Source organism: Amycolatopsis sp. NPDC043887, from assembly GCF_056435665.1.
This window is the reverse complement of the sequence record NZ_JBWKEB010000001.1, coordinates 836829-860379: the sequence shown is the minus strand read 5'-3', so window position 1 is coordinate 860379 and position 23551 is coordinate 836829. Positions and strand designations below refer to the sequence as shown.

At 69.2% G+C, this 23551-nt stretch carries 23 protein-coding genes; 10 read left to right on the top strand and 13 right to left on the bottom strand.

Annotation, left to right across the window (positions count from 1 at the left end; all coding sequences use genetic code 11):
* Window positions 1-228: 228 nt before the first annotated feature.
* Together AC069H_RS04210 and lanKC are read right to left on the bottom strand one after the other, a co-directional pair.
* Window positions 229-372, bottom strand: coding sequence for a SapB/AmfS family lanthipeptide (locus AC069H_RS04210; RefSeq protein ID WP_091598068.1), 144 nt, complete (start codon window positions 370-372; stop codon window positions 229-231).
* 40 nt (window positions 373-412) lie between these two features.
* Complete coding sequence (lanKC, locus tag AC069H_RS04205) at window positions 413-2965, bottom strand: class III lanthionine synthetase LanKC (protein WP_478231312.1); 2553 nt, start codon at window positions 2963-2965, stop codon at window positions 413-415.
* A 426-nt stretch (window positions 2966-3391) separates the two neighbouring features.
* On the opposite strand from lanKC, the gene AC069H_RS04200 reads away from it, so the two are divergent.
* Window positions 3392-3757, top strand: a complete 366-nt coding sequence (locus AC069H_RS04200; protein ID WP_478231311.1) for a hypothetical protein — start codon at window positions 3392-3394, stop codon at window positions 3755-3757.
* The gene (locus tag AC069H_RS04195; protein ID WP_478223604.1) at window positions 3750-4166 is read left to right on the top strand and encodes a hypothetical protein; all 417 of its coding nucleotides are present in this window, start codon (window positions 3750-3752) and stop codon (window positions 4164-4166) included. The genes AC069H_RS04200 and AC069H_RS04195 overlap by 8 nt, the downstream gene beginning before the upstream one ends.
* A gap of 47 nt (window positions 4167-4213) precedes the next feature.
* On the opposite strand, the gene AC069H_RS04190 is transcribed toward AC069H_RS04195, so the two are convergent.
* The 3 genes from AC069H_RS04190 to AC069H_RS04180 all read right to left on the bottom strand — a co-directional run bounded on the left by AC069H_RS04190 (window position 4214) and on the right by AC069H_RS04180 (window position 6004).
* Window positions 4214-5200 carry an MCE family protein gene (locus tag AC069H_RS04190; protein WP_478231310.1) on the bottom strand — a complete coding sequence of 329 codons (987 nt, stop codon included), beginning with the start codon at window positions 5198-5200 and terminating at the stop codon, window positions 4214-4216.
* A 106-nt stretch (window positions 5201-5306) separates the two neighbouring features.
* Window positions 5307-5621 carry a PPOX class F420-dependent oxidoreductase gene (locus tag AC069H_RS04185; protein ID WP_478231309.1) on the bottom strand — a complete coding sequence of 105 codons (315 nt, stop codon included), beginning with the start codon at window positions 5619-5621 and terminating at the stop codon, window positions 5307-5309.
* Window positions 5612-6004 carry a MerR family transcriptional regulator gene (locus AC069H_RS04180; protein ID WP_478231307.1) on the bottom strand — a complete coding sequence of 131 codons (393 nt, stop codon included), beginning with the start codon at window positions 6002-6004 and terminating at the stop codon, window positions 5612-5614. The genes AC069H_RS04185 and AC069H_RS04180 overlap by 10 nt, the downstream gene beginning before the upstream one ends.
* A 55-nt stretch (window positions 6005-6059) precedes the next feature.
* Here AC069H_RS04180 and AC069H_RS04175 point away from each other — a divergent pair, with 55 nt between their 5' ends.
* Complete coding sequence (locus AC069H_RS04175; protein WP_478231306.1) at window positions 6060-7016, top strand: SDR family NAD(P)-dependent oxidoreductase; 957 nt, start codon at window positions 6060-6062, stop codon at window positions 7014-7016.
* On the opposite strand, the gene AC069H_RS04170 is transcribed toward AC069H_RS04175, so the two are convergent.
* Window positions 7013-8101 carry an alpha/beta hydrolase family protein gene (locus tag AC069H_RS04170; protein WP_478231305.1) on the bottom strand — a complete coding sequence of 363 codons (1089 nt, stop codon included), beginning with the start codon at window positions 8099-8101 and terminating at the stop codon, window positions 7013-7015. The two genes, AC069H_RS04175 and AC069H_RS04170, sit on opposite strands and share 4 nt — an antisense overlap.
* 140 nt (window positions 8102-8241) lie before the next feature.
* Between AC069H_RS04170 and AC069H_RS04165 the strand changes: the two genes are divergently transcribed.
* Both AC069H_RS04165 and AC069H_RS04160 read left to right on the top strand, forming a co-directional pair.
* A complete protein-coding gene (locus AC069H_RS04165; RefSeq protein WP_478231304.1) occupies window positions 8242-9438 on the top strand; it encodes a sensor histidine kinase in 1197 nt (398 codons plus the stop codon).
* The gene (locus AC069H_RS04160) at window positions 9435-10082 is read left to right on the top strand and encodes a response regulator (protein WP_478223610.1); all 648 of its coding nucleotides are present in this window, start codon (window positions 9435-9437) and stop codon (window positions 10080-10082) included. Before AC069H_RS04165 ends, AC069H_RS04160 begins: the two co-directional genes overlap by 4 nt.
* Here the strand turns inward: AC069H_RS04160 and AC069H_RS04155 are convergent.
* The 3 genes from AC069H_RS04155 to AC069H_RS04145 form a co-directional block, all read right to left on the bottom strand.
* A complete protein-coding gene (locus tag AC069H_RS04155) occupies window positions 10072-10716 on the bottom strand; it encodes a GNAT family N-acetyltransferase (RefSeq protein WP_478231303.1) in 645 nt (214 codons plus the stop codon). The two genes, AC069H_RS04160 and AC069H_RS04155, sit on opposite strands and share 11 nt — an antisense overlap.
* A gap of 102 nt (window positions 10717-10818) precedes the next feature.
* Window positions 10819-11022, bottom strand: coding sequence for a cold-shock protein (locus tag AC069H_RS04150; RefSeq protein WP_005149851.1), 204 nt, complete (start codon window positions 11020-11022; stop codon window positions 10819-10821).
* Window positions 11023-11181: 159 nt separating this feature from the next.
* A complete protein-coding gene (locus tag AC069H_RS04145; protein ID WP_478231302.1) occupies window positions 11182-12705 on the bottom strand; it encodes a nucleobase:cation symporter-2 family protein in 1524 nt (507 codons plus the stop codon).
* Window positions 12706-12918: 213 nt separating this feature from the next.
* Between AC069H_RS04145 and AC069H_RS04140 the strand changes: the two genes are divergently transcribed.
* From AC069H_RS04140 to AC069H_RS04125, 4 genes are all read left to right on the top strand, one after another.
* Window positions 12919-17358 (top strand): DUF6531 domain-containing protein, encoded by a 4440-nt coding sequence (locus AC069H_RS04140; RefSeq protein WP_478231301.1) that lies wholly within the window; start codon window positions 12919-12921, stop codon window positions 17356-17358.
* A gap of 60 nt (window positions 17359-17418) precedes the next feature.
* Window positions 17419-18627 carry an amidohydrolase family protein gene (locus tag AC069H_RS04135; protein ID WP_478231300.1) on the top strand — a complete coding sequence of 403 codons (1209 nt, stop codon included), beginning with the start codon at window positions 17419-17421 and terminating at the stop codon, window positions 18625-18627.
* A 169-nt stretch (window positions 18628-18796) separates the two neighbouring features.
* On the top strand, window positions 18797-19522 hold the full coding sequence (locus AC069H_RS04130) for a dienelactone hydrolase family protein (RefSeq protein WP_478231299.1): 726 nt from the start codon (window positions 18797-18799) through the stop codon (window positions 19520-19522).
* A gap of 83 nt (window positions 19523-19605) precedes the next feature.
* Window positions 19606-20439: an SCO6745 family protein gene (locus tag AC069H_RS04125; protein WP_478223616.1), complete on the top strand. Its 834-nt coding sequence runs from the start codon at window positions 19606-19608 to the stop codon at window positions 20437-20439.
* On the opposite strand, the gene AC069H_RS04120 is transcribed toward AC069H_RS04125, so the two are convergent.
* Window positions 20349-20993, bottom strand: a complete 645-nt coding sequence (locus AC069H_RS04120) for a dihydrofolate reductase family protein (protein WP_478231298.1) — start codon at window positions 20991-20993, stop codon at window positions 20349-20351. The genes AC069H_RS04125 and AC069H_RS04120 overlap by 91 nt on opposite strands.
* A gap of 136 nt (window positions 20994-21129) precedes the next feature.
* Window positions 21130-21462 carry a MerR family transcriptional regulator gene (locus tag AC069H_RS04115; protein ID WP_340686752.1) on the bottom strand — a complete coding sequence of 111 codons (333 nt, stop codon included), beginning with the start codon at window positions 21460-21462 and terminating at the stop codon, window positions 21130-21132.
* Between the two features lie 680 nt (window positions 21463-22142).
* On the opposite strand from AC069H_RS04115, the gene AC069H_RS04110 reads away from it, so the two are divergent.
* Entirely contained in the window at window positions 22143-22403 is a 261-nt protein-coding gene (locus AC069H_RS04110) for a hypothetical protein (RefSeq protein ID WP_478223618.1), read from the top strand.
* 137 nt (window positions 22404-22540) lie between these two features.
* On the opposite strand, the gene AC069H_RS04105 is transcribed toward AC069H_RS04110, so the two are convergent.
* Window positions 22541-23179, bottom strand: a complete 639-nt coding sequence (locus AC069H_RS04105; RefSeq protein WP_478231297.1) for a class F sortase — start codon at window positions 23177-23179, stop codon at window positions 22541-22543.
* Window positions 23180-23187: 8 nt separating this feature from the next.
* Entirely contained in the window at window positions 23188-23448 is a 261-nt protein-coding gene (locus tag AC069H_RS04100) for a hypothetical protein (protein ID WP_478223619.1), read from the bottom strand.
* Window positions 23449-23551: the final 103 nt, after the last annotated feature.

Here is a 23551-nt window from a genome sequence, read left to right as displayed (position 1 = left end):
TTTTGGGTGGGGGTTTTTCTAGGGGAGAGTCGGAGGGTGGGGGGGGGGGGGGTGGGGGGGGGGGGTTGGTTCCCCACCCCAACCCCCCCCCCACGACCCACCCGACCGGCTCCGCATCCCACTCCTTACAACGTGATCCCAACGAGATGAACCAGACGGCAAAATGAAAGCGCGGGAGCGGCGCACTTGGCCTGTGCCGCTCCCGCGCCGTCAGTGGTCAGCCGTGACTCAGTGGCAGGTCAGCAGGCTGACGGTGCTGTTGGCGCAGGAGGCCAGCAGGCTGAGGTTGCTCGCGCCGCCGTGGCTGCCACCGCCGCCGCCCTCGAGGACCTCGGGGGTTTCCAGGGCCTGCAGGTCGAGAACCAGTTCCATGGTGTTCCCTTTCACTCGTTATCTCTTTGGTCCGCCGTCCTCACTGGACAGCAGTTCGAGAGGACAGGAAAGGCAGTGCGGCCTTCCCGTCCAGGGTGGCGGCCAAGGCGAGCAGGACGCCCGCGCCGCCGGTGACGACGTCCATCGACAGCCGCAGCAGCTGGTTGCCGGGGAACGCCAGGCCGCCCTTGTACGGCACCGCGTACCAGGCCAGCCGGGAAAGATGCAGGTCGATGGCGTCGCGGACGCGCTGGTCCGGTTCGGCGCCCATGGCCAGCGCGGTCATCAGCCCGCCCCGGCCGAACAGCAGCCCGGGATGGATGACGAACTCGCCGCGGCACGCTTCACGCAGGCCGGGAAGGCTCTTCAACGCCTTCGCGCCGGGACGGTACTTCGCCAGTTCTTCGGCGGCCATGAGGATCCCGGCGCTGCCGACACCGGCGTAGGGCAACGTCCGGGTCTCGCCGTCGCGGACCTGCAGCGAGCCGTCGTCGGACTCGACGCACTCCTCGATGTCCCGCTCCAGCGCCTGGTCGGCGAAGGACAGCCAGCCCTCTTCGCGGGTGCGCTCGAACAGCCGCACGAACAGCAGCGCCGGACCGGACCAGCCGTTGAGCAGCCCGGCCCTGCCGAAGTCGCCGGGCGGGTCGGCCGTTTCGAGCGCTTCGGCGAGCCGGACGGCGGTGGCGAGCGCCTGCCTGCCGAACTCGTTGTCCTTGCGGGACACCGCGAAGTGCAGCTGGGTGAGCCCGATACCGGACAGGCCGCCTTCCAGACCGTGGTCGGTGGTCTGCTCGACCAGCGTCGCCGACGCCGACAGCAGCTTGGTGGCCTCGTCCCGGTACCCGAGTTCTTCGAGGACGTACGCGATCCCGTACGAGCCGTCGTAGAACCCCGGACGTCCCGGTGGTTCGCGGCGGATCGAGTCCAGCAGCCAGCGCTCGTGCTCCCGGTGGCGCTCGCCGCAGGCCGTTTTCAGTGCGTAGAGGACGCCGGCCGCGCCGTAACCGAAGCACGCTCCGCCGACACGGAACTGCTCGATGTCGCCGGGGAAGAGCCGGTCGGTGCGCTCGGGGGTCGCGCTGGCGAGGATCGCCTCGGTGATCTGCTTGCGCACCAGCACCCAGTTCGGCTTGTCCTGGTCCAGCTCGGTCGCGCTCGTCAGCGGCGGGACGTTCCGGGGTGCGAGCTCGGCGACGATCGAGTCGGCGTAACCCTCCGGGACGTCGAAGCGCTGCTGGACGAAGTCCGCGAGCCCGCGCAGCTTCGCCGGGGCGAGCTCGAGAAGCGTGGTGAGCGGCAGGAAGATCCACAGCTTCAGGACGGCGAGCGCGTACTCGTCGACCTCGAAGCCCTTCCGGTCGCGCGGAGCGCGGAAGCCGGGCGCGCCGAGGGCGGGCCGCGTGCCGCTTTCGACGTCGGACGCCATCTCGAAGTCGATCAGCGAGACCGTCTTGTCTTCCCCGTCCTCCCTGTCGACCAGGATGTTCAGCGAGTGCAGGTCGCCGAAGACGATCCCGCGGCCGTGCACCTCACCGACCATCGCCTCCACCCGCCGGACCAGCGCCAGCGCGCGTTCGGTGTACGCGGCGATGTCGGCCTCGGTGGTGTCGCGCCTGGTGAGCGGGTAGTTGCGGGCGAGCCAGTTGCCCAGCGAAACGCCGGGCATGTACTCCATCGCCAGGAAGTGGTGCTCCCAGACGGTGAAGCGGTCGTAGGTGGCGGGGATGCCGTCGATACCTTTCAACCGCTCCAGCACCTCGTGCTCGCGGCGGAGACGTTCGACGGCGTCGACCTCGTCGCGGTCCAGGCCGGCGAACGGCCTGGCCTCCTTGAGGACCACCCGTTCGCCGTCGGTCTTCCGGTCGGCGAGGTACACGCCGCCGCCGTTGGAGAAGTGCAGCGAGCTTTTCACCTGGTAAGGGAACTGATCCGCTTTGCCGCTCTTGCGAGCTGCGAGATGAGGCGCGAGGAACTCCGGAATCGTCACCCAGTCGGGTACGGAGAAGGTCGGCTCGCGTTTGTCCGGGACCAGGGTGCCGTCCGGTTTGCGCACCGCGAGGACCCGCTTGCCGTCGAGTTCGACCCATTGCTCGGCGAATCCGCCGTAGCGGACGTAGAGCGGCCCGGCACCATACCGGAGATCACTGAGAATGTACGCCCCCGGTTCGCCGTCGAGCTTCGCCGACAACTCGGCGAGAACTCGTTCCAGCTCGTTGTTGTCAGCCGGATAAAGAGTCAGTAACTTACCGCTTCCGTCACGCGGAGCGTATTTTGAATTCCTCGCGAGCAGCGTGCTCCGCGAGCGCAGATGCTTGTAGGACACGTCGTGCTCGACACAATGCTCGTGCACCTTCACGAGCACCCGCTCGGCATTGGCCAAACCTGCTGAAACGTGGATTTTCCAGCCCTGCAAGGGAAGATTTCGTGCAATCGGGTGCAACAGCCGCCACACTCCGCGCACTCCGGTGCGCCAGCCGACCTCGGGAGCGGGCAACAGGGAGGCGAAATCGTCGGCGGCGTCCCCGGTTTCCCGCTGCTCATCGAAGAACAGCGGATCGGCGAAGCAATACGCTTCGTACCGGACGTCCATTCGAGCGCCCCCTCCTTGGCACCAATCGGATGGGCCATGTGCACCATCGCGATGGAGAATATTCCACCTGCCGGATCCCGAACGGCCAATCCGCCATATCGGGGGTTCGGATGGGCTGTTCAGGGACGTGAATTCGAAATCTACCGAATGGTAGGGGTACCCAGCGTGAGATCAACTCGCATTTAAACCACCCGGTCGGTGTGTAACAGGAACGAACCAGCGGCGTAATCCCTGGTCCAGGTGGCCAACGCAATAACGCGCGACCGAATTGACGGTGCGCCAACCGAACGCGTTTCGTGATCTATTCACCCGAGGTCTGGACCACTGAGCCCGCCGTGGCGCCCGCCACGCACCCCACCGGTCGCCCGTCGGCGATGATCCGCCCGGAGGTACGTTGTCGCCGGTGGAGCTGGTAAGGAGGCCGACGTGATCACAGGCTTCGCGGTGACCGTCGCGATCTGCGCGACGCTGGTCGCGGCGTGGAGTTTCGTCCAGGCCGCACGCGGGAAGCTGCCCGACAACGCACTGCTCGGCGGCCTCGCCGTGGTCGAACTCCTGCTGATGGCCCAGCTCGTGATCGGTGTCGTACTGCTGATCGGCGGCGGCAGCCCCGGCAGCATGGCCACCTATCTCGCCTACCTGATCGGCTGCCTGGTCGTGCTCCCGCTCGGGACGTTCTGGGCGCTGGCCGAGCGCACCCGGTCGAGCACCGTGATCCTCGGCATCGCGTGCCTCGCGATCCCGGTGATGGTGCTCCGGCTGCACGAGGTGTGGGCGGGCGCCAGTGCGTGAAGAGACCGAGGAGAAGACGGTGGACAAGGCCTCCGGCCCAGGACGGATCCTGGTCGCCGTGTACGCGATCTTCGCGCTGGCGGCGACCTCACGCGCCGCCGTGCAGATCAGCACCAAGTTCCACGAAGCCCCGCTGGCCTACGCCCTCTCCGCGTTCGCGGCCGTCGTGTACCTCCTGGCCACCATCGCGCTGGCCCGCCGCGGCGCGGGCTGGTGGCGGGTCGCGTTGATCGCCTGCGCCGTCGAGCTGCTCGGCGTGCTGACCGTCGGCACGTTCAGCCTCTTCGACCGCGAGGCCTTCCCGCACGCCACCGTATGGTCGGTTTACGGCCAGGGCTACCTCTTCATCCCGCTGGTGCTGCCGGTGATCGGGCTGTACTGGTTGCGGCGGACGAAAGAGCGGCGGTGAGCGTGGGGGTCGTGAGTGGTAAGGACGGTTAGAACCGTCCTTACCACTCACGAGTCGAAACAGCCCTTTTCGTTGAGCGGCCCGAACGTGGGCAGGACCAGCCCGCACAGGTAGCCGTCGATCCAGCGCCCGTTGCCCGCGACGTTGGTGAGCACCCGGATCGCCGGCGCGAACGCGGCGATCCCCCTGGCCAGCGAATCCTGGTTGCGCTGGAGCATCGACGTCAGCCGGTCGAGTTGTTCGAGCACCGGCCCGAGCTGCCCGTCGTTGTCGGCGATGATGCCGTCGAGCGCGGTCGCGAGCCGTTTCGATCCGTCGAGCAGATCCTTGATCGCCTGCTGCCGGGTGGAGATCGCGCGCAGCAGCGCGTTGCCGTCCTGGATCAACCGCTGGACCTCGGTGTCGCGGTCGACGAGGGTCTGCGACACCTGCCGGGTGTTCGCGAGCAGTGTCCGGAGTTGCCGGTCGCGGGAGGCGATGGTGCCGGAGAGCTTCGAGATCCCGTCCAGCGCGGAGCGGACGTCGGCAGGCGTATCGGCGAAGGTCGCCGAAATCGTGTCGAAGCTTTTCGCGAGCTGGCCGACATCGATGGCGTCGACGGTTTTCGACAAATCCCGAAACGCTTCAAGGACGTCATACGGCGCGGTGGTCCGCCGCAGCGGAATGGGGTCACCGGGGTCGAGGATCGCTTCGCCGCGCGGGTCGAGCGCCAAGTACTTCTGCCCCAGGACGTTCTTGATCCGAATGGACGCGCTCGTGGCGTCGCCGACCCACGCGTCCTTCACCCGGAAGGAGACGAGCACGCGATCGCCTTCGAGGCCGATCTCGGACACCTTGCCGACCTTGACCCCGGCGATCCGGACGTCGTTGTCCGCGCGCAGTCCGCCCGCGTCGGAGAACTCGGCGGAATAGGTGATGCCGCCGCCGATCACCGGCAGCGCGTCGGCGTTGAGCGCCGCCGCCATCCCGAGGGCCATCGTGGTGAGCCCGGCGAGCGCGAGCTTGATCGGATCCACCGCGCCGAACGACCTCATCGTCTCACCTCGCAGGTCACGAGCGGCAAAGCTTAGGAGCCGCTCCTGCCCATCGCCAGGCGAAACGTTGCACCGATCGGGTGGCAGTGTCTGTCCATTGTGGACTCTATTCGAGTCGTACTTCGTAGTGGAGCGTCCTGTACTTCTTCAGCCGGTGCAGGAGCGGGACGAGGAAGCCATGCAGGAGCCGATGCTTCCTGGCCAGGCGATCGGCCGCGTGCCGTGCCTCGTCACCGTCGAGCAGGCGAACCCGTCCGCTCACGGCCTCGCCGGTCGGGATGCCGCGGAACGTCGAAGGGGCGATCTCGATCCGCGGATCGTTCCGCATGCGCTTGGCCTTCCACGCCGCGTCATACGTGCGGATGTACGCGTGATCCCCTTCGACGGCGATGTTGACCGGCGTCCCGTCCCCTATCGCCAAAGACCGTCCGCCGTCCCCCGCGCGACATGCTCCTCGTAGACCTCGACCTTCCGGCTGATCAGCTCCAGGCAATCGGCCAGTTCGGCGATCCGGTCCCGGACGGTGTTCTGGTGTTCCCGCAGCAGCTCCAGCCGCTCTTCCTCGTTTCCCGGTCCTTGCCGGACGAGTTCGGCGAATTCGCGGATGGTGGCGAGCGGCATCCCGGACGCCCGGAACTTCGTGCAGTTCACCAGCCAGTCGACGTCCTGTTCGGTGTACACGCGGCGGCCGTTCGCGTCCCGTTTCACCGCCGCCGCGAGCAGTCCTTCCTTCTCGTAGAAGCGAAGCGCGTGCACGCTGAGGCCCGTCCGGGCGGTGACCTGGCCGATCGCGAGTTCCGTCACGCCGGCGACGATAGCGGTTGACCTAGAGGGCCCTCTAGCTCCTAGCGTCCGCCGCATGACCACTTCACAGCACAAGATCGGCTCCGGCTTCGGCGCGCGCAGCACCGCCGGGGAAGTACTGGACGGGATCGACCTTTCGGGCAAGCTCGCCGTCGTCACCGGCGGCTATTCGGGCCTTGGCCTGGAAACCACGCGCGCGCTCGCGAACGCCGGCGCGCAGGTGGTCGTCCCCGCGCGCCGTCCGGCCGACGCCGAGGCCGCGCTCGCCGGGATCTCCGGTACCGAGGTCGACGAGCTCGACCTCGCCGACTTGGCGAGCGTCGAGGCCTTCGCCCGGCGGTTCCTCGGCACCGGGCGTCCGGTCGACCTGCTGATCGCGAACGCCGGGATCATGGCCGCGCCGGAACGGCGGGTCGGCCACGGCTGGGAGTCGCATTTCGCGATCTGTCACCTCGGCCACCACGCCCTGGTGAGCCGTCTCTGGCCCGCGCTGAAGGCGGACGGCGGCGCCCGCGTCGTCACGGTGTCCTCCTCCGGTCACCATTCCTCGCCGATGCGCTGGGACGACGTCCAGTTCGAGCGCGGCTACGACCGCTGGCTCGCGTACGGCCAGGCCAAGACGGCGAACGTGCTGTTCGCGGTGCGGCTGGACACGCTCGGCGCCGACCACGGGATCCGCGCGTTCAGCCTGCATCCGGGCGCCATCCTCACGCCCCTGCAGCGGCATCTGCGGCAGGACGAGATGGTCGAGCGCGGCTGGATCGACGAGCACGGCAACCTGGCCGACCCGGATTTCAAAACGCCGGAGCAGGGCGCGGCGACCCAGGTCTGGGCGGCGACGTCACCGCGGCTCGACGGGATGGGCGGGCTCTACTGCGAGGACTGCGACATCGCCGAGATCGCCCCCGAAGAGGGCGAGTGGGTCGGAGTGCGCCCGTACGCGATCGATCCCGGTGAGGCCGCGCGGCTCTGGAAGCTCTCCGAGAGCCTCACCGGGACCTTCCTCGGCTAGTTCCAGAACTTGATCTCGGGGTTGCCCGGCACCGGCCCGTCCAGCAGCGGCTGATGTCCGCCGCGCAGGTTCTTGTCGAAGAACGCGGAGACGTACGCCCTGGTCAGCGCCATGCCGCGCTCGCCGCCGAGCAGACCGAGCTGGCTCAGGCCGAGCTGCTCACCGAGTACGCCGACGTCGGTGAAGGACGCGTGCCCCGCCGCCGCGACGCTGATCCAGCGCTTCCAGCCGGTGAGGTTCGGCCAGCTGCCCGCCCACGTGGTGTCCGGGCCGGCCGGGGTGTACTCGCTTTCGCGGCCGAGCAGCAGGAACGGCCGGTCGATCCCGGACGCGGGGATCGGCGACCACAGCCTGCCGTCCAGGTCGGCGCCCGCGCGGATCCGCCGGTCGTCGACCATCGCGGCCGGCGTGCTATACCCGCCGATCGAATGGCCCGCCATGCCGATGCGCGTCCGGTCGATCAGCCGGGCCCAGCGCGACGAAGGCCTGGTCAGCGTGTCGAGGACGAAGGAGGCGTCCGCGGAGCGGATCGGCGGGAGCAGTGTCGACTCGGACCCGCACGCGGCACATTCGGTGACGCGCCCGTCGGGGAAGGCGGTGCCGTGGGACTCGTGGTTGTGGCCGATCAGCGCGACGACGAACCCTTTGCTCGCCAACTCCTCCGCGAGCCCGGTGAGCGTCGTACGCGGTTTGCCGAATCCCGGCGACAGGACGACGAGCGCGTGCTTCCCCGGCAGCGGGGGCGCGTCGACCCTGGCGCCGGTCCGGGTCCCGGCCACCAGGGCGGGGTCGATGTCGGGCAGGCCCGATTCGGTCAGGAACGCCTTGGCCTCGGCCAACGTGAGGTAGGGCCGTTTCGGGCCGATCGGCACCAGCGCGGGGTAGAACATCGACACCATCAGCTCGCGCGGCCCGGACGGCACCCAGGGGTCCTGGCGCGAGCGGTCGACGAGATGCAGGTCGGTGGAGCCGACGGGATGCGAGCCGGTCGGCGGCGGCAGCGTCAAGCGTGGGGCCGCCGCGGCCGGGCTCGCCAAGGACACCATGCCGGCGAGGGCGGTCAGCGCGACGAGAAGCCGTCTCATGAGGTTTCCGTTTCTGTCGAGGATCTTCCTGCGTCCAGGCTGGAGCCCGGCGCCGTATTCGCGCGTCTGCCGCAGGTCGTATCCCGAGGTCTGCCGCGAGAGGGATCCGCGCCGCCCGTTCCTCCGATTACGCTCGGCTGGTGCTGGCCTTCCTCCGGAATCACCCGAGAGCCGTCGACCGCGGCCTGACCATCCTCATCGGACTGTCCACTGTGGTCTCAGCAGACGACCCGGAAGGCTTCGAGTGGTGGCTGGTCTCCTTGGTGGCCTTGGCTTCTTTGCTCGTCCGGCACCGGAATCCCACGATCACCTTCGCGGCCGGGGGCACGGCCTCGCTCTTGCATCTGGCGTTGGGCAACGACCTCAAACCCGTCGACGTCGTGGCGCTGATCGGCCTCTTCTCCGTCGCGGCCTGGGGGTCGCGACGGAGTTCCGTCGCCCTGCTGGCGGCGGGGTTGGCCGTTGCCGGCGCGTGGGCTTTCTATGCCTCCGAAGCGAACACGCGGACCCCGGGCCCGACGCCACCGCGACTCATCATCATCGATCGGCTGGCACCGGCCGACACCGACGACCACCAAGTGCAGGACTGGGGCGGTTTTCCGGCCATCGGCCTTTCGCTCGGCGTAGCGTGGCTCGCCGGGCTGAACACGCGGCAGCGCCGGATCCGCCTGTCGGTGCTGGAGCAGCGGGCCGCCGATCTCGAACGCGAGCGCGACACCCAGGCCGCGCTGGCCGTGGCCGCCGAACGCGGCCGCATCAGCCGCGAACTGCACGATGTCGTCGCCCACGCGCTTTCCGTGGTGGTCCTGCAGGCGCAGGGCGCCCAGGCGGAACTGGACCGGCGGCCCGAACGATCGCGGGAGGCGCTGGACGCCATCGTCGACACCGGGCGGACCGCGTTGAGCGAGATCCGGCGGCTGCTCGGCGCGCTCGGCCAGGACGAGCCGGACTGGGAGCCCCGGCCCGGTGCGGAGCGCCTGCCGCGGCTGGCCGCCGACATCCGGGCGGCGGGCACGCCGGTCGAGTTCCGCGTCGAAGGGGAACCCCGGCCACTTCCGTCCACAGTGGACCTGGCGGCCTACCGGATCGTGCAGGAGTCGCTGACGAACGTGCTGAAACACGCCGGTCCGGACGCGTCGGTGACTATCGTGATGCGGTACGGGCCGGGGACGCTGGAGATCGAGGTGACCGACGACGGCGTCGCGGCGGAAGCGCCGTCCGGCACCGGGCACGGCCTCGAAGGGATGCGGGAACGGGTGAACGTACTGGGCGGCACCTTCGACGCGGGTCCGCGGGCGGAGCGCGGCTTCGCCGTCCGCGCGACCCTGCCGTCATGACGATCCGGGTGGTCATCGCCGACGACCAGGCGCTCGTGCGCACCGGCCTGCGGATGATCCTGGACAACGCGGACGACATCGACGTCGTCGGCGAGGCGGGCGACGGCGCGGAGGCCGTCGCACTGGTGGCGGAACTCGATCCCGACGTCGTGCTCATGGACATCCGGATGCCCGAGATGGACGGCGTCGAGGCCACCGCCGCGATCGCCGCGGCTCAGCGCGCCCGCGTCCTGGTGCTGACCACGTTCGACCTGGACGAATACGTCTACGCCGCGCTCCAGGCGGGGGCCAGCGGCTTCCTGCTGAAGGACGCGCTGGCGCCGGATCTGCTCGCCGGGGTCCGGGTGGTCGCCGCGGGCGAGGCGACCCTCGCGCCCACCGTCACCCGGCGGCTGCTCGACCGGGTCGTCACCGGCCTGCCCGTGTCGCCGCCGGACGACCGGCTCGCCCTGCTCACCGGCCGCGAACACGAGGTGCTCCAGCAGCTGGCACGCGGCCTGTCCAACGCCGAGATCGCCGAGCTGCTGTTCCTCTCGCCGGGCACGGTGAAGACCCACGTCGGCCGCATCCTCACGAAGCTCGGCCTCCGCGACCGCGTCCAGGCCGTCGTCTTCGCCTACGAATCCGGGATGATCAGCCGCTGATCGCGGCGGGTGTGCGCCAGTGCTTGCCGCGCCGGGGCCGCCGGTGCTGTCCACGCCTGCCGAGGCCGGCGAGGCTGTCGACGGGGCGCGCGGCGAATTCTTCGGCGGTGATGCCCATCCGCACGAGATACTTGATCTCGCCGCGCACGACCTCGGTGTCGCGCAGCCTGCCTTCCTCGCGGAAGCCGAGACCGCCGTGCAGGGAAAGCGACGCCAGGTTGCCGCCGTACACGCTGACCTCGCATTTGCGGAAGCCGCGTTGCCCGAACATATGCGCCAGGAGGACGGTGATGGCGTCCGTGGCGTACCCGCAGCGCTGGTGGCGCGGGGCGATCCCGATGCCGTAGCCGAACCGGCCGGTCACCGGGTCGGCGCCGATGGTGCACACCGAACCGACCAGCATCCGGCCGCGCACCGTCTCGATGCCGAAGTGGATGTCGTCGCCCGAGGACCCCGAGCGGTGCGAGGCCCAGTGCCGGTGCCCGCCGCCGAGCAGCGGTGTCGCCTCGCGGGCCATGTCACGGTCGAAGCCCATCAGGACCCGGCGATCCCCCAGCCCGACCTCGCGCAACCGCACCTTCCGCCCGACCTGCTCGGGCTCCAGGGCGGAGCGGCTCACCGCGTCCGGCCGCACGGGTGCTCACGAACGATCACAAGCATGCATCGACGATATCGGGTCCCGAAACGCCCGAAGGCCCCCACCCGGTACGGATGGAGGCCTTCGGCGTGAAGAAAGTCAGATGGCGACGACGCGCTGGGCCTGCGGGCCCTTCTGACCTTGGCCGATCTCGAACTCGACGCGCTGCCCTTCGTCCAGGGACTTGAAACCGCTGCCCTGGATCTCCGAGTAGTGCACGAAAACGTCCGGTCCGCCGTCGTCCTGAGCGATGAAGCCGAAGCCCTTTTCGCCGTTGAACCACTTAACGCTGCCCTGAGCCATACTTTTTTACCTGCTCTTCATAGCGAGTCTGAGCCCATTCGATGCCCCGATCTCGCCGTCCATTGTCGCAGGTCTTGCCGCGTCGCACACGTCGCCGTCCCAAATTTCTGTAGACCCCCAGGTCAGGATCACCTTCGGCGAGCCATCCGGCGGCCGGATTCAGTGCTCTTCCGGCTCGGACCCGATCCGGTAGGGGACGGGCCTGCCGTCCTCGTCGCGCACCTGGACCGGCTTGCCCTCGGCGTCCACGATCTTGCCGTCGACGATCTTGTCGCCGTCCTTGAGCCGCGAGAAGGCCTTGAGGTCGGAGTAGTCGATCACCCTGGTCGCGGTCGCGAACACCGACGGGTCGCTGCCCGCCTTGGCCGGCTTCAGGTGGTTGAACAGCAGGTTCAGCACGACGGCCATGAGCGCGGCGGAGCTGATCCCCGAGTGGAAGATCGTGCCGACCCACGCCGGGAAGTGGTGGTAGAACTCCGGCGCCGCGATCGGGACCATGCCCAGCCCGACGGAGGCCGCGACGATCACCAGGTTCATGTTCCCGTTGTAGTCCACTTTGGACAGCGTCTTGATACCGGACGCCGCCACCGTGCCGAACAGCACGAGACCGGCGCCGCCCAGCACCGGGTACGGGATCGCGGCGACCACCCGGCCGAGCACCGGGAGCATGCCGAGGACCAGCAGGATCACGCCGCCGGCGGTCACCACGAACCGGCTCCGGACGCCGGTGATCGCGACGAGACCGACGTTCTGGGCGAACGCGCTCTGCATGAACCCGTTGAAGACCGGCGCGACCGCCGAGGACGCCATGTCGGCGCGCAGCCCGTCGCCGATCCGGCGTTTGCCGACCCGCGTGCCGACGATCTCCCCCACCGCGAGCATGTCGGCCGTGGTCTCGGTGAGGGTCACCAGCACGACGATGAACATCGACACGATCGCGGCGATGTCGAAGGTCGGCGCGCCGAAGCCGAACGGGGTCGGCACCGCGAAGATCGGGCCGTCCCAGACCTGGGAGAAATCGGCCTTGCCCAGCACGGCGGCCAGCACGGTGCCGACCACGATCGACAGGAGGATCGAGAGCCGGGAGATGGCCGGGACGGCGACCTTGCTGAGCAGCAGCACGATCGCCAGCGTCATCGCGGCCAGCCCGATGTTGGAGACCGAGCCGAACTCCGGCGCCTTGGTGTTGTCGCCCATCGCCCACTGGGCCGCGACCGGCATCAGGCTGAGCCCGATCACCGTGATCACCGTCCCGGTGACCACCGGCGGGAAGTACTTCACCAGCCGGGAGAACACCGGCGTGATGAGCAGGCCGAGCACCGCGGACGCGATCACCGAGCCGAACACGGCGGGCAGCCCGCCGTCGGCCACGATCGCGGTCATCGTCGCCGCGCCCGCGAAGGAAGTGCCCTGGACCAGCGGCAGCCGGGAGCCGAAGAACGGGATGCCGAACGACTGCAGGATCGTCGCCAGGCCACCGATGAACAGGCACGACGCGACGAGCAGCCCGATCTCGGCGGTCGAGACGCCCGCGGCGCCGCCGATGATCAGGGGCGGCGCGATGATCCCGCCGTACATCGTCAGGACGTGCTGGATGCCGTAAGTGAAACTCCTGCCGATCCCGAGCCGTTCGTCCTCGGGCCTGCCGCTCGCGGCCGCTTCGGCCCGCGTCCTCTTCACCATGGATCCGCCTCTCGATAGAAGCGAGCGATGCCGGGCAATTTTCAATCTGCGGAGGTTAACTTCCGCATGGCAGAACTCGCAAGACCCTGCCCGTACGGGTCGTCCTCCCGGCGGGCGGGCAAAGATCCTTTCCACGCAGGGGCACCGGAGCGCGCCGATGGTAGAAATTGCCTGCCCAGTCGGTGAGGATCCCGAGGCAGGAAGACGGCATAGATGGCGAATCCGCTGATCGCTGAGCGTCAGGACTCCACGAAGGACCACTCCGGTGTCCCGCTGCTGGAATCGGCGATCGACCTCAAGGAAGGCATCGAGAAGGGCGACTGGGCCGCGGTCGCGATGGGCGCCGTCGGGACGGCTCTCGACGCGCTGTCGATGGCCATGGATCCGTTCGGTTCGATCCTCGCCGCGGGCGTCGGCTGGTTGCTCGAACACGTCGGCCCGCTCTCCGACGCGCTCGACGCGCTGACCGGCGACGCCGATCAGATCAAGGCGCAGGCCGAGACCTGGTCCAACATCGCCAAGGAACTCGGCGCCATCGGCACGGATCTGACCGACCTGGTCAAGGCCGACCTCCAGACATGGGCGGGCGACGCCGCGGACCGCTACCGCGAACGGTCCCAGGACACGGTCACCGTGCTCACCGCCGCGCAGAAGGGGTGCGAGGGAGCCTCCAGCGGAGTCAAGACCGCGGGCGAGGTCGTCGCCGCCGTCCGCACCCTGGTCCGCGACATCATCGCCGAACTCGTCGGCCACCTCATCAGCTGGGCGCTGCAGGTGCTGTTCACCCTCGGCATCGGCCTGACCTGGGTGGTGCCGCAGGTGGTGACCGCGGTCGCCAAGACCGCTTCGAAGATCGCCGATCTCACCACCAAGCTCGTCAAGGCGCTCAAGGGCCTGATGCCGCTGCTCAAGCGGGCGGACACGCTCTTCGACGACGCCGCCAAGGCCCTGCGCAAGCTGCAGGGCGGCAAGGTGGACGCCCCGCCGCCGCCCAAGACCAAGGGCGGGAACGACCGCGGGATCGACGAGGGCACCACCAGCTCCAGCGCCGACGGCAACGGCAAGCCGGGCGGTGGCAACGACGGCCCCACCAACGACAAGAGCACCAACACCAAGAGCGACAACGACCAGACGAACACCAGCGGCACCGGCGGCGGCGGTACCCGCGACCGGGGCGGCAGCACCGACACCACCAAGAAGGACGGCAACGGCGACCGCTCGACGTCGTCGGATTCCAAGAACTACTGCGGTGACCCCGTCGACGTCGCGACCGGCGAAGTCGTCATGAAACAGGTCGACGTGACCCTGCCCGGCGACGCGGGCGATCTCGAACTCTCCCGCACCCATCTGTCGTCCTACACCGCCGGCCGCTGGTTCGGTCCCTCTTGGACGTCCACAATGGACCAACGGCTGGCGGTCCAGGGCGACCGCGTGCTGTTCTATTCCGAAGACGGCATGGTGCTGACCTACCCCGTCCCGGCGGGTGGCCCCGTCCTGCCGGTGCAGGGCCCGCGGCACCGGCTGCGGCGCGCGGCGGACGGCTACCGGCTGTCGATGGGCGATCGCGAGCTGCACTTCGCCGGCGCGGGCCGGATCCTGCCGCTCACGGCCATCGAGCGGAACGGCGCCCGCACCGAATTCACCTACGCGGCCGACGGCACGCCCGCGCGAATCCGCCGTGACGACGGTGTCGAGCTCGCGATCGGCACCGCGAACAGGCGGATCATCGCGCTCGGGGCTCCGGGACAGCCGCCGCTGGTGCGCTTCTCGTACAACCGGCTCGGCCAGCTGAGCGCCGTCACTGACTACGCCGGCCGCCCCATGACCCTCGACTACGACTTCGGGCACCGGCTCGTCGGCTGGAAGGACCGCACGGGCACCTGGTACCGCTACGTCTACGACGACGCCGGGCGCTGCGTCCGCGCCGTCGGGGCGAGCGGCTACTACAACGCGACGTTCGTCTACGAACCCGGCACGACCCGACACACCGACGCCGACGGCCACACGTGGACGTACCGCCTCAACGACGCCAGGCAACTGGTCGAACGCGTCGATCCGCTGGGCAACTCCCGGCGCTACTCCTGGAACCGGCGCGACGAACTTTTGTCCGCAGTGGACGAACTCGGCCGGGAGACCGGCTACGAGTACGACGAGGACGGCGCGCTGGTCGCGGTCCACCGTCCCGGCGGATCGACGGTGCTGCTGACGCACGCCGACGGCGAGGTCCGGCTGTCGGCGGGAGACGTCCGGCGGACGGTCCCCGCGTTCGACCCGGCCACCACCCTGGTCGGCACCGGACTACCGGTGGAGATCCCGGACGCGCCCGACCCGTTGACCGACGCCCCCGTGACGGACCGTCCCGGCGACCGTGACCTGTTCGGCCGCCCTCGCCTCGCGTATACGGCCTCCGGCGGCGCGGCGAGGCTCGGCTGGACGGCCGACGGACGCCGCGCCTGGCGGCTCGGCCCTGACGGCGGCCGCGAGACGTGGGTGCACGACGCCGAAGGCCACGTCGTCGAGCACCGCGACGCGGGGGGTGCCGCGCGGCGCCGCAAATACGGCCCGTTCGGCCTCGTCCTGGAAGAGACCGACGCCGCGGGCGCGCGCACGCTGTTCACCTACGACGGCGAACTGCGGCTCACCTCGGTGACCAACCCGATCGGCCGCACCTGGCGCTATGTCCGCGACGCCGCGGGCAGGCTCGTCGAGGAGGTCGACTACGACGGCCGCCGGATCGGCTACGTCTACGACGCGGCGGGGCAACTGCTTCGCATGACCAGCAGTACGGGTGACGCGACCGAGTACGACTACGACCTCCAGGGCAACGTCGTGGCGAGGCGTACCCCGGACGACGTCACGCTGTACGAATACGACGCGCTCGGCAGGATGACCGTCGCCGAGAACACCGAGTCGCGGGTCGAACTCGTCCATGACGACGGGGACCAGATCGTCGTCGACACGACCAACGGGCTCGGGGTGTGCTGGCGCCACGACGGCGACGTGCTCGTCCGCCGGACATCGTCCGGTGTGGACAGCGAGTGGCGGTTCACCGGGTCCGGGCTGCCGCGGTCGCTGCGGATCGCCGGCCACGAAATCGAGTTCGGCTACGACGACGCCGGACGGGAGGTCACGCGCGGCGTCGACGGCACCGTGGTGCTCCGGCGGCGCTTCGACGCGGAAGACCGGCTCGCCGAAGAGCACATCGCGGGCGTCGGTCAGCGCGTCTACGGTTACCGGCCGGACGGCAGGCTCGCCGCCGTCGACGACGCCATCCGGCCTTGGCAGCTCACCTACGACACCGCGGGCCGGGTCAGCGAGGCGCGCGGGCCTGCCGGGGTCGAACGGTTCACCCACGACACCGCGGGAGCCATGGCCCTCGGCGAAGGCGTCTACAGCGACGACGAGCGGGGCCGGGTCACCGGGGATCAGTCCTGCGCCTACGAGTGGGACCACCTCGACCGGCTTCGCTCCGTGCGCACTCCCGACGGCGCGCTCTGGACCTACCACTACGACGCGCTCGGGCGACGGTTCGCCAAACGCCGCTGGCTGCTCGATCCGGAAGGGGAAGCCGAGCTCACGCACGACGTCCGGTTCCTGTGGAGCGGGATGAACGTGGTCGAGCGGATGGATTACGACCCCGCCGACGAGTCCTACCGGCTCCTGACCTGGGAACGCTACGACGACGACCGCCCCGTCGTGCAGATCGAGCGAACGGGCGCCCTCGAAGACGCCGTGTTCCGTGCCGTGATCACGTCGCCCGCGGGAACACCGACCGAACTGCTCGACGAACACGGCACGCTGGTCTGGCAGGACCGCAGCAGTTTCTGGGGTGTGCCGTTGCCCGGCGCCGACACCGCGTCGATGCCGCTGGCGTTCCCCGGCCAGCACCGCGACGACGAAACCGGGCTGCACTACAACGTCTTCCGGTACTACGACCCCAGGACCTCGCGGTATCTCAGCCAGGACCCGCTCGGCCTCGCCGCCGCGCCGAACCCCGTCGGCTACGTCGACCAGCCACTGCTCATCGGCGACCCGCTCGGCCTCGTCCCTCCCTGCGGCAAGACCGGGCCGGGCAACCAGCAGCGGCCGCAGCCGGCCGGCCCCAGTGGGCAACCTCAGCCACCGCGAAGGAGCCCGCGGAAGCCTCCTGTCAACGTCGACAAGATGTCGAAGGAGGAGTTCGAGCGGTTCAAGCCGAAACTCGACCAGATCCTGAAGGCGGACAAGCACTTCTTCTGGTCCGGCGGCACCAAGAAACGCAAACGCGGCGAAGAGGACGAGTACCTCGGCTCGGTCGAGGAGAAGGCCACCAAGATCGCGAAGCAGAACGGCGGCAACACCCTCGAAGGAACGCTCAAGGACAACAACATCAAGATGCCCGGGTGGATCAACGATCCCAACGACCCGAGGAAACCGCTCGTCCAGGAGAAATGGGACTACGTCTCCGAAACCTTCGCCAAGAACTCCAACAAGGACACGCACGTGGTCTTCCCCTACTGGCCGGGCAAGGGGCACGACATCTACCCGCATCGCCGCGAGGACAACGTGTTCGACGTGACCGAGTACCCGAGGCTCGAATCGATGGGGATCGACCACATCACCAAGCACAACGCGGAGACCGGGCACACGCGCCCGTACCGGCACACCAAGTGACGTTGCCGCCGCTCGCCTGATTTGGTATACCAAAGAGAGTCCGGCGAGAAAGGTGTCCCCGTGTTGATCCGTGACGTCCGCCCGTGGGGTGGACAGCGCAGCGACGTCGAGGTGGCCGACGGCCGGATCACCGCGGTGCGGCCGCACGATCCCGCCGCCGCGCCGGCTCCGGACACGGTCGAAGGGCGCGGGCGGCTGCTGTTCCCCTCGTTCAGCGACGTGCACGTCCACCTGGATTCGACGCGCATCGGCCTGCCGTTCCGGCCGCACACCGGCGCGCCGGGCGTGTGGGCGATGATGCTGAACGACCGCGAGAACTGGCGCGACGCCGAGGTCCCGCTGCCCGAACGGGTCATCGGGACGCTGGAGCGCATGATCGCGAACGGCACCACCCGCGTGCGCACCTACGCACAGGTGGACGTCGACTGCCGGCTTGAGAAGCTCGACGCCGTCCTCGCCGCGAAGGAGCGCTTCGCCAAGCAGGCGGACGTCGAGATCATGGCGTTCCCGCAGGCCGGGATCCTCCGCGAACCCGGCACCGTGGACGTGCTGGAGGCCTCGCTGCGCTCGGGCGCCACGGTCGTCGGCGGGATCGACCCGTGCTCGCTGGACAAGGACCCCAAGGGGCATCTCGACGTAGTGTTCGGGCTCGCCGAGAAGTACGGCGTCGAGGTGGACATCCACCTGCACGAACCCGGCCACCTCGGCGTGTTCTCGACCGACCTGGTGATCGAACGGGTCCGCGCACTGGACATGCGCGGCAAGGTCACGATGTCGCACGCGTACGAACTGGGCTCGATCTCGGAATCGGTGAGCCGCCGCCTGATCGACACGTTCGCGGAACTGGACATCGCGATGGCGACCGTCGCGCCGTCCACCGACGGCCAGCTGTCGCTCGCGGACCTCACGACCGCGGGTGTGCGCGTCGGTCTCGGGGAGGACGGCCAGCGGGACTACTGGAGCCCGTACGGCAACTGCGACCTGCTCGACCGCACCTGGCAGCTGGCCTTCACGAACGGCTTCCGCCGCGACGACCTGATCGAGATGGCGCTGGCCGTCGCGACGATGGGCGGCGCGTCGATCATGAGTCACGACGTCCCGCGGCTGGCGGGCATCGCCGACCGGCCGGGGGTGGCCGCCGGCGACCGCGCCGACCTGGTGCTGGTGGACGGCGAGACCCCGACGAGCGCGGTGATGGACCGCGGCAAGGACCGCACGGTGCTGCACGACGGCGTCGTCGTGGCGGACGGGCTTTCGGTGCTCGGGTAAAACCGTTGGCGCGCGATCGCGGCCGCTGTTACCTTGCCGGAGGCCGTGCGAGCGAACGAGGAGGTGGTACCCGTGAACATTTCGACATGGGTGCTCCTCTCAGGGGTCACGGTCGGGCGGTAGGTCGTCCGGGAGCGCCGTTTCACGAGCACTCCCGAAAGGCACGACCATGCACTTCACTTCCGAACGACGCCTCGGAGACGCCCTCGAGCGCGAATTCACCCTCGGCGACATCCCCGGAATCCTGTGGACGCCCGAATCGGCGGCACCGGCCCCGCTGATCCTGATGGGTCACCCCGGCGGACTCGGCAAGATGCACCCCCGGCTCGAGGCCAGGGCCCGGGCCTGCACGGCGGCGGGCTACGCCGCGGCCACCATCGAACTCCCCGGCGCCGGTGACCGGCCCCGTTTCCCCGCTGTCGACGAGGCCCGCGCCGACCTGCAGCGCGCGGTGAAGGCCGGCGAGCCGGTCACCGGCGACATCGTCGACCGGCTCGTCCTCCCGCTGGTCGAAACGGCGGTCCCGGAATGGCGGGCCACCTTGGACGCCCTCCTCGGACTACCCGGAATCGGTGGCCCGGTCGGGTTCTCGGGTGGGGTGATCGCCATCGCCACGCGGCTCGCAGTGGTCGAGCCCCGCGTCGAGGCAGCCGTCCTGTTCGCCGGAAGCTACGTGCCTCGCAGCATCCTCGAAGAGGCCCGGCAGGTCACCATCCCGCTGCTGGTCCTGCTGCAGTGGGACGACGAAGGGAACGACCGGCAGCACGCCCTCGACTTGTTCGACGCCTTCGGTTCGCGGGAGAAGACGTTGCACGCCAACATGGGCGGACACACCGGCGTCCCGCACTTCGAAGGAGACTCCGCGGGCCGGTTCTTCACCCGGCACCTGAAGTAACCCGATGTCGATTTCCGGGTGCGTCGTTCGTGGGGTAGTCGAGCGGTCGTCACGAGGGCGCCGTCACGACCACAGGAGACACGATGTCGCACCCGGAACCCGTCGCCCGCCGCATGTACGACCTGGTCGAGCCCATCGGTCTGATCCCCTACTTCGCCGACGAGTCCGACGAGGCGCTGATGGCGCTCGGCCTCCGCAACCCGTGGGACGCCTACTTCGCCGGGCGGGCCGCTCCGTTCGGCCGGTCGGTGCCCGCCGAGGTGATCCACGCGATCTTCTACAACTTCGCCCCGGGTGAGGTGGCACGTCATCTCCCGAAGGTCTGGGAGCTGACCACGCCCGAGGCGGCGCTGGCCGCCCGCGAGCGGGGATGCGTCGCGGGGATGCGGCGGATCCTCGGCGACCTCGCCGACGACCCCGGCGTCACGCGCGCCGGCGAACTCCTGCTGAAGGCGGCGACCAGTGCACCCGTGGAGGGACGCGCCCTCTTCGCCGCCGTCCGAACGCTTCCGGTCCCGGAGGAGCCCGTGGCACGGCTGTGGCACGCGGCCACCCTGTTGCGTGAGCACCGCGGCGACGGCCACACCGTCGCTTTGCTGGCCGAGGGCATCGGCGGGACCGAGTGCCACGTGCTCCACGCCCTGTCCGTCGGCATACCCGCGCACGAGTTCGGCCGGGTCGGCCATCTCCCCGCCGCGCAGCTGGCCGCGGTCGTGGACGGGATGCGCGACCGCGGCCTGATCGGGTCCGACGGCCGGCTCACCGACTCCGGCCGGGCCACGAAAGAGCGCGTCGAGGCGATCACCGACCGGCTCGCGGAGGCGCCTTACAACGCCTTGAGCCCCAGCGAACTCGAGCGTCTCGTCGCCGACCTCGAACCGGTCTCGGCCGCCATCCGAGCCACCATCCCGTGGTAGTCACCGGACGCGATAACGCCGGTGGGTGGCGACGCCCGCGACGGATTCGCCCTGGGGGACGAGCTCGCCCACGAGCCCGGCGAACACGGAGGTCCCCTGACCCAGCACCACGGGGGCGAGGTGGAGGTAGACCTCGTCGAGCAGCCCGCGGCCAGCAGCTGCCCGGCGACGTCGGCGCCCATCACGAGTACGTCCTTGTCCCCCGCGGCGTCCTTGGCACGGCGGACCGCGGCCTCCAGCCCGTCGAAGGCGAACGTGCCACCGTTGTCGCCGAGGAGGTCTTCCCTGGTCCGGTGGGTGACCACGAAACTGGGAACACCGGGCCACGGAGTCCCGCCCCACGGCCGCAACCCGAGGTCGAAGGTGCGCCTGCCGATGACGGTCGCCCCGACCATCGCGTTCACCTCTTCGAAAACGCGGGCGTCGGGGCCTCCCCCGGCCATCCATTCATGCAGGCGTTCCCCGCCGTCGCCCATGGGCTCTTCGGCCCGGACGTTCGGCCCGGCGCTGAAGCCGTCCAGCGACATCGACACATCCAGCACCACCTTGCTCATCGCAAGGCCTCCTTCGCTCCAGTAGCGCCGCTGTCCGGCGCTTTCAGGAGCGAGTCGGAGCAGGCTCGGCCGTCTCGACAGCCACGCACGAACGCCCTTGCCCGGTTCGGACAAGGGCGTTCACAGCCTGGGGTTTTCAGTCGTCGGCGCGGAGTTCGGCGTTGAGACGCTGAGCTTCGTGGAGCTGGTCTTCGAGGGTGACGATGCGGCAGGCGGCCTCGACGGCGGTGCCCTGATCGACCAGTTCCCGCACCCGGGCGGCCAGGCGAAGCTGGTGCCGGGAGTAGCGGCGGTGACCGCCGGCGGAACGCTGCGGGGTGATCAGACCGGCCTCGTCGAGGCTGCGAAGGAAGCCCTGGGTGGCGCCGAGCATGTCGGCGGCCCGGCCCATCGTGTAGGCGGGGTAGTGCTCGTCATCGAATTTGTCGGCCCCGTCGGGCGCGGCCGGTCCGTTTTGGTCAGGGATCATTCCACCTCCACATCACAAAGGACCCCGGGTGCCAGAACGGCACCCGGGGTCCTCAGGGTTGGGTTTCACCATTGTCAACCGACGTGACCGCCGGCCTCTTGCACCCGCGTCCGCTGGGAAGCCGGACCTCGCGGGGATCGCTCATTCGTGACCGCGAACCACCTCCGAACTCGATGGAACTACGGCACCCGCGCGGCGCTATCCTGCCGCTGCGGGCGATCCAATGATGTTGCCGTTCCCTTCTTTCCTGTGTTCTCACCTTGCTGGGTACTGCTACTTCACCTGCTGCGGACGCCAACGACGGGAACCCTTCCACTGATCGGTCCCAGCACGCTGACGCCGCTGGCCACTGCCCGGAGCCCCGTCACCGATCGGCTCCGGCCACCTGACCGGTCCTGCAACTGCACTACTTACTACAACTTCGTGTTCTTCACGGGCGCACTTGCTCCGCCCGCGTCCTGCGTCCGATCACCGTCCGGGACCTGTTCCTTGATCGGCCCCGTACCACCTGACCGGCTTGTCTCACCTCGCGGGCAGTTACGTCATCTCCCGCGCCTGCTTGACGTTGTCTTCTCGGTACAAGGAGAACATTACACACACCCGGCGTTGAATGTCTACCCCAGTCAGCATAGATTTTCTGAGGCGCGTCGGACGGGTGAAGACAGAAGGGGCAGGCGACCATGAGTGACGACCTCACCGGGGATTCGCTCGACGAGCGGTACGGCCTGGCTGTGGTGCGCGACCTGGAGGAGTACGCCGAAGCCCTGTCCCGGCTGGTCGAGCAGGGGCTCCAGGACCGGCGCGCGCCACTGCTCTCCGAGGCCGAGGCCTACGCTGTGGCGGAACTGCTCGCCCGGTTCGCGCTCGATGAACCTTGGAGCGCCTTGAACCAGCTGGCCGCCACTCTGGCCAGCCGGATCTACAACCGGCTCGGCGCCTGAACACGGCCGAGCTCAGCGGCCGACGGCGATGAGCAGGCCCCGCGGATCGCCGGTTTCGGCCTGCCTGAACGCATTCCCTCTGGGCGAGCCCGTGACTGGAAACCTGCTTTCACCGCGGTCGAGTGTGAAGCCGTTCCCTACCCTTGCCGGAGAACCGCGAAGGCGATGATGTTGTCACGATAGCTGCGCACCGTACGGTCGAAGCCACCGCCGCAGGTGATGAGCCGAAGCTGAGGATCGCTGGTGTCCCCGTAGACGGCGTCAGTCGGGAACTCGTCCTTGTCGACCTGCATGACCCGGGTGATGACGAAAGTGAGCACCAGCCCGTCCGCGCGAGAGACGACGACGTGGTCCCCTGCCTGCAACTCTTTGAGCCGGTAGAAGATCCCCGGTTGTTCGTTGCCGTCGACGTGACCCACGATCACGGCCGGGCCGATTTCGCCGGGTGACGTACCCTCCGCGAACCACCCCGCCTGCATCGGCCGGCTGACCGGGGGCACCTGCAGGGTGTTGTCCGGGTTGAGCCCGAGGGGCACCAACGTGGATTTCGCCCTGATCTTGGGGATCTCGACGAGAACCGGATCCGAGCGCGGCAGCGCCGTGGTGGCGGGAGGGGTGCTCGCCGCCGGCGGCGGAGCCGATGTGGTCGTGCTGCCGGACACGGCCTGTTCCCGTCCGCCCGCGAGGACGAAGGTCAGCCCGGCCAGGACGGCGAGCAGGACGCCTGCCAGGAGCAGGAGTCCTCGATGACTGCGGGCCCAGCCGGGCTTTCCCATTTCGCTTCCTATCCGGCCGCGGTGCCACCACCGCCGGTCTCGACTCCGCCGGAGGGGACCTTCGGTTTGGTCGTGGTCTTGGATGTCGTCGGCGGCGCCGTCGGCGATTTCGACGTCGGTGTGGTCGCGGTGGGGCCAGTGGGCTTGGTCGTCGTGGTCGGCCCGGTGGTGGTCGGGGTGGTGGTCGTCGGAGGCTGGGCGGCCCCGACCGGCACGGCGAACAGCAGACCGCCGACGAGCGTCGCGGCAGCCGCGGCACAGGTGGTCATGACGGAAGGTTTTCGCATTGATCGGACCTCGTTTCGCTCGAAACTCTTCAGGTGAGCCGATTGCGTATCCGGACCATTTCACCTTGTCCCACAAGGGATCGAG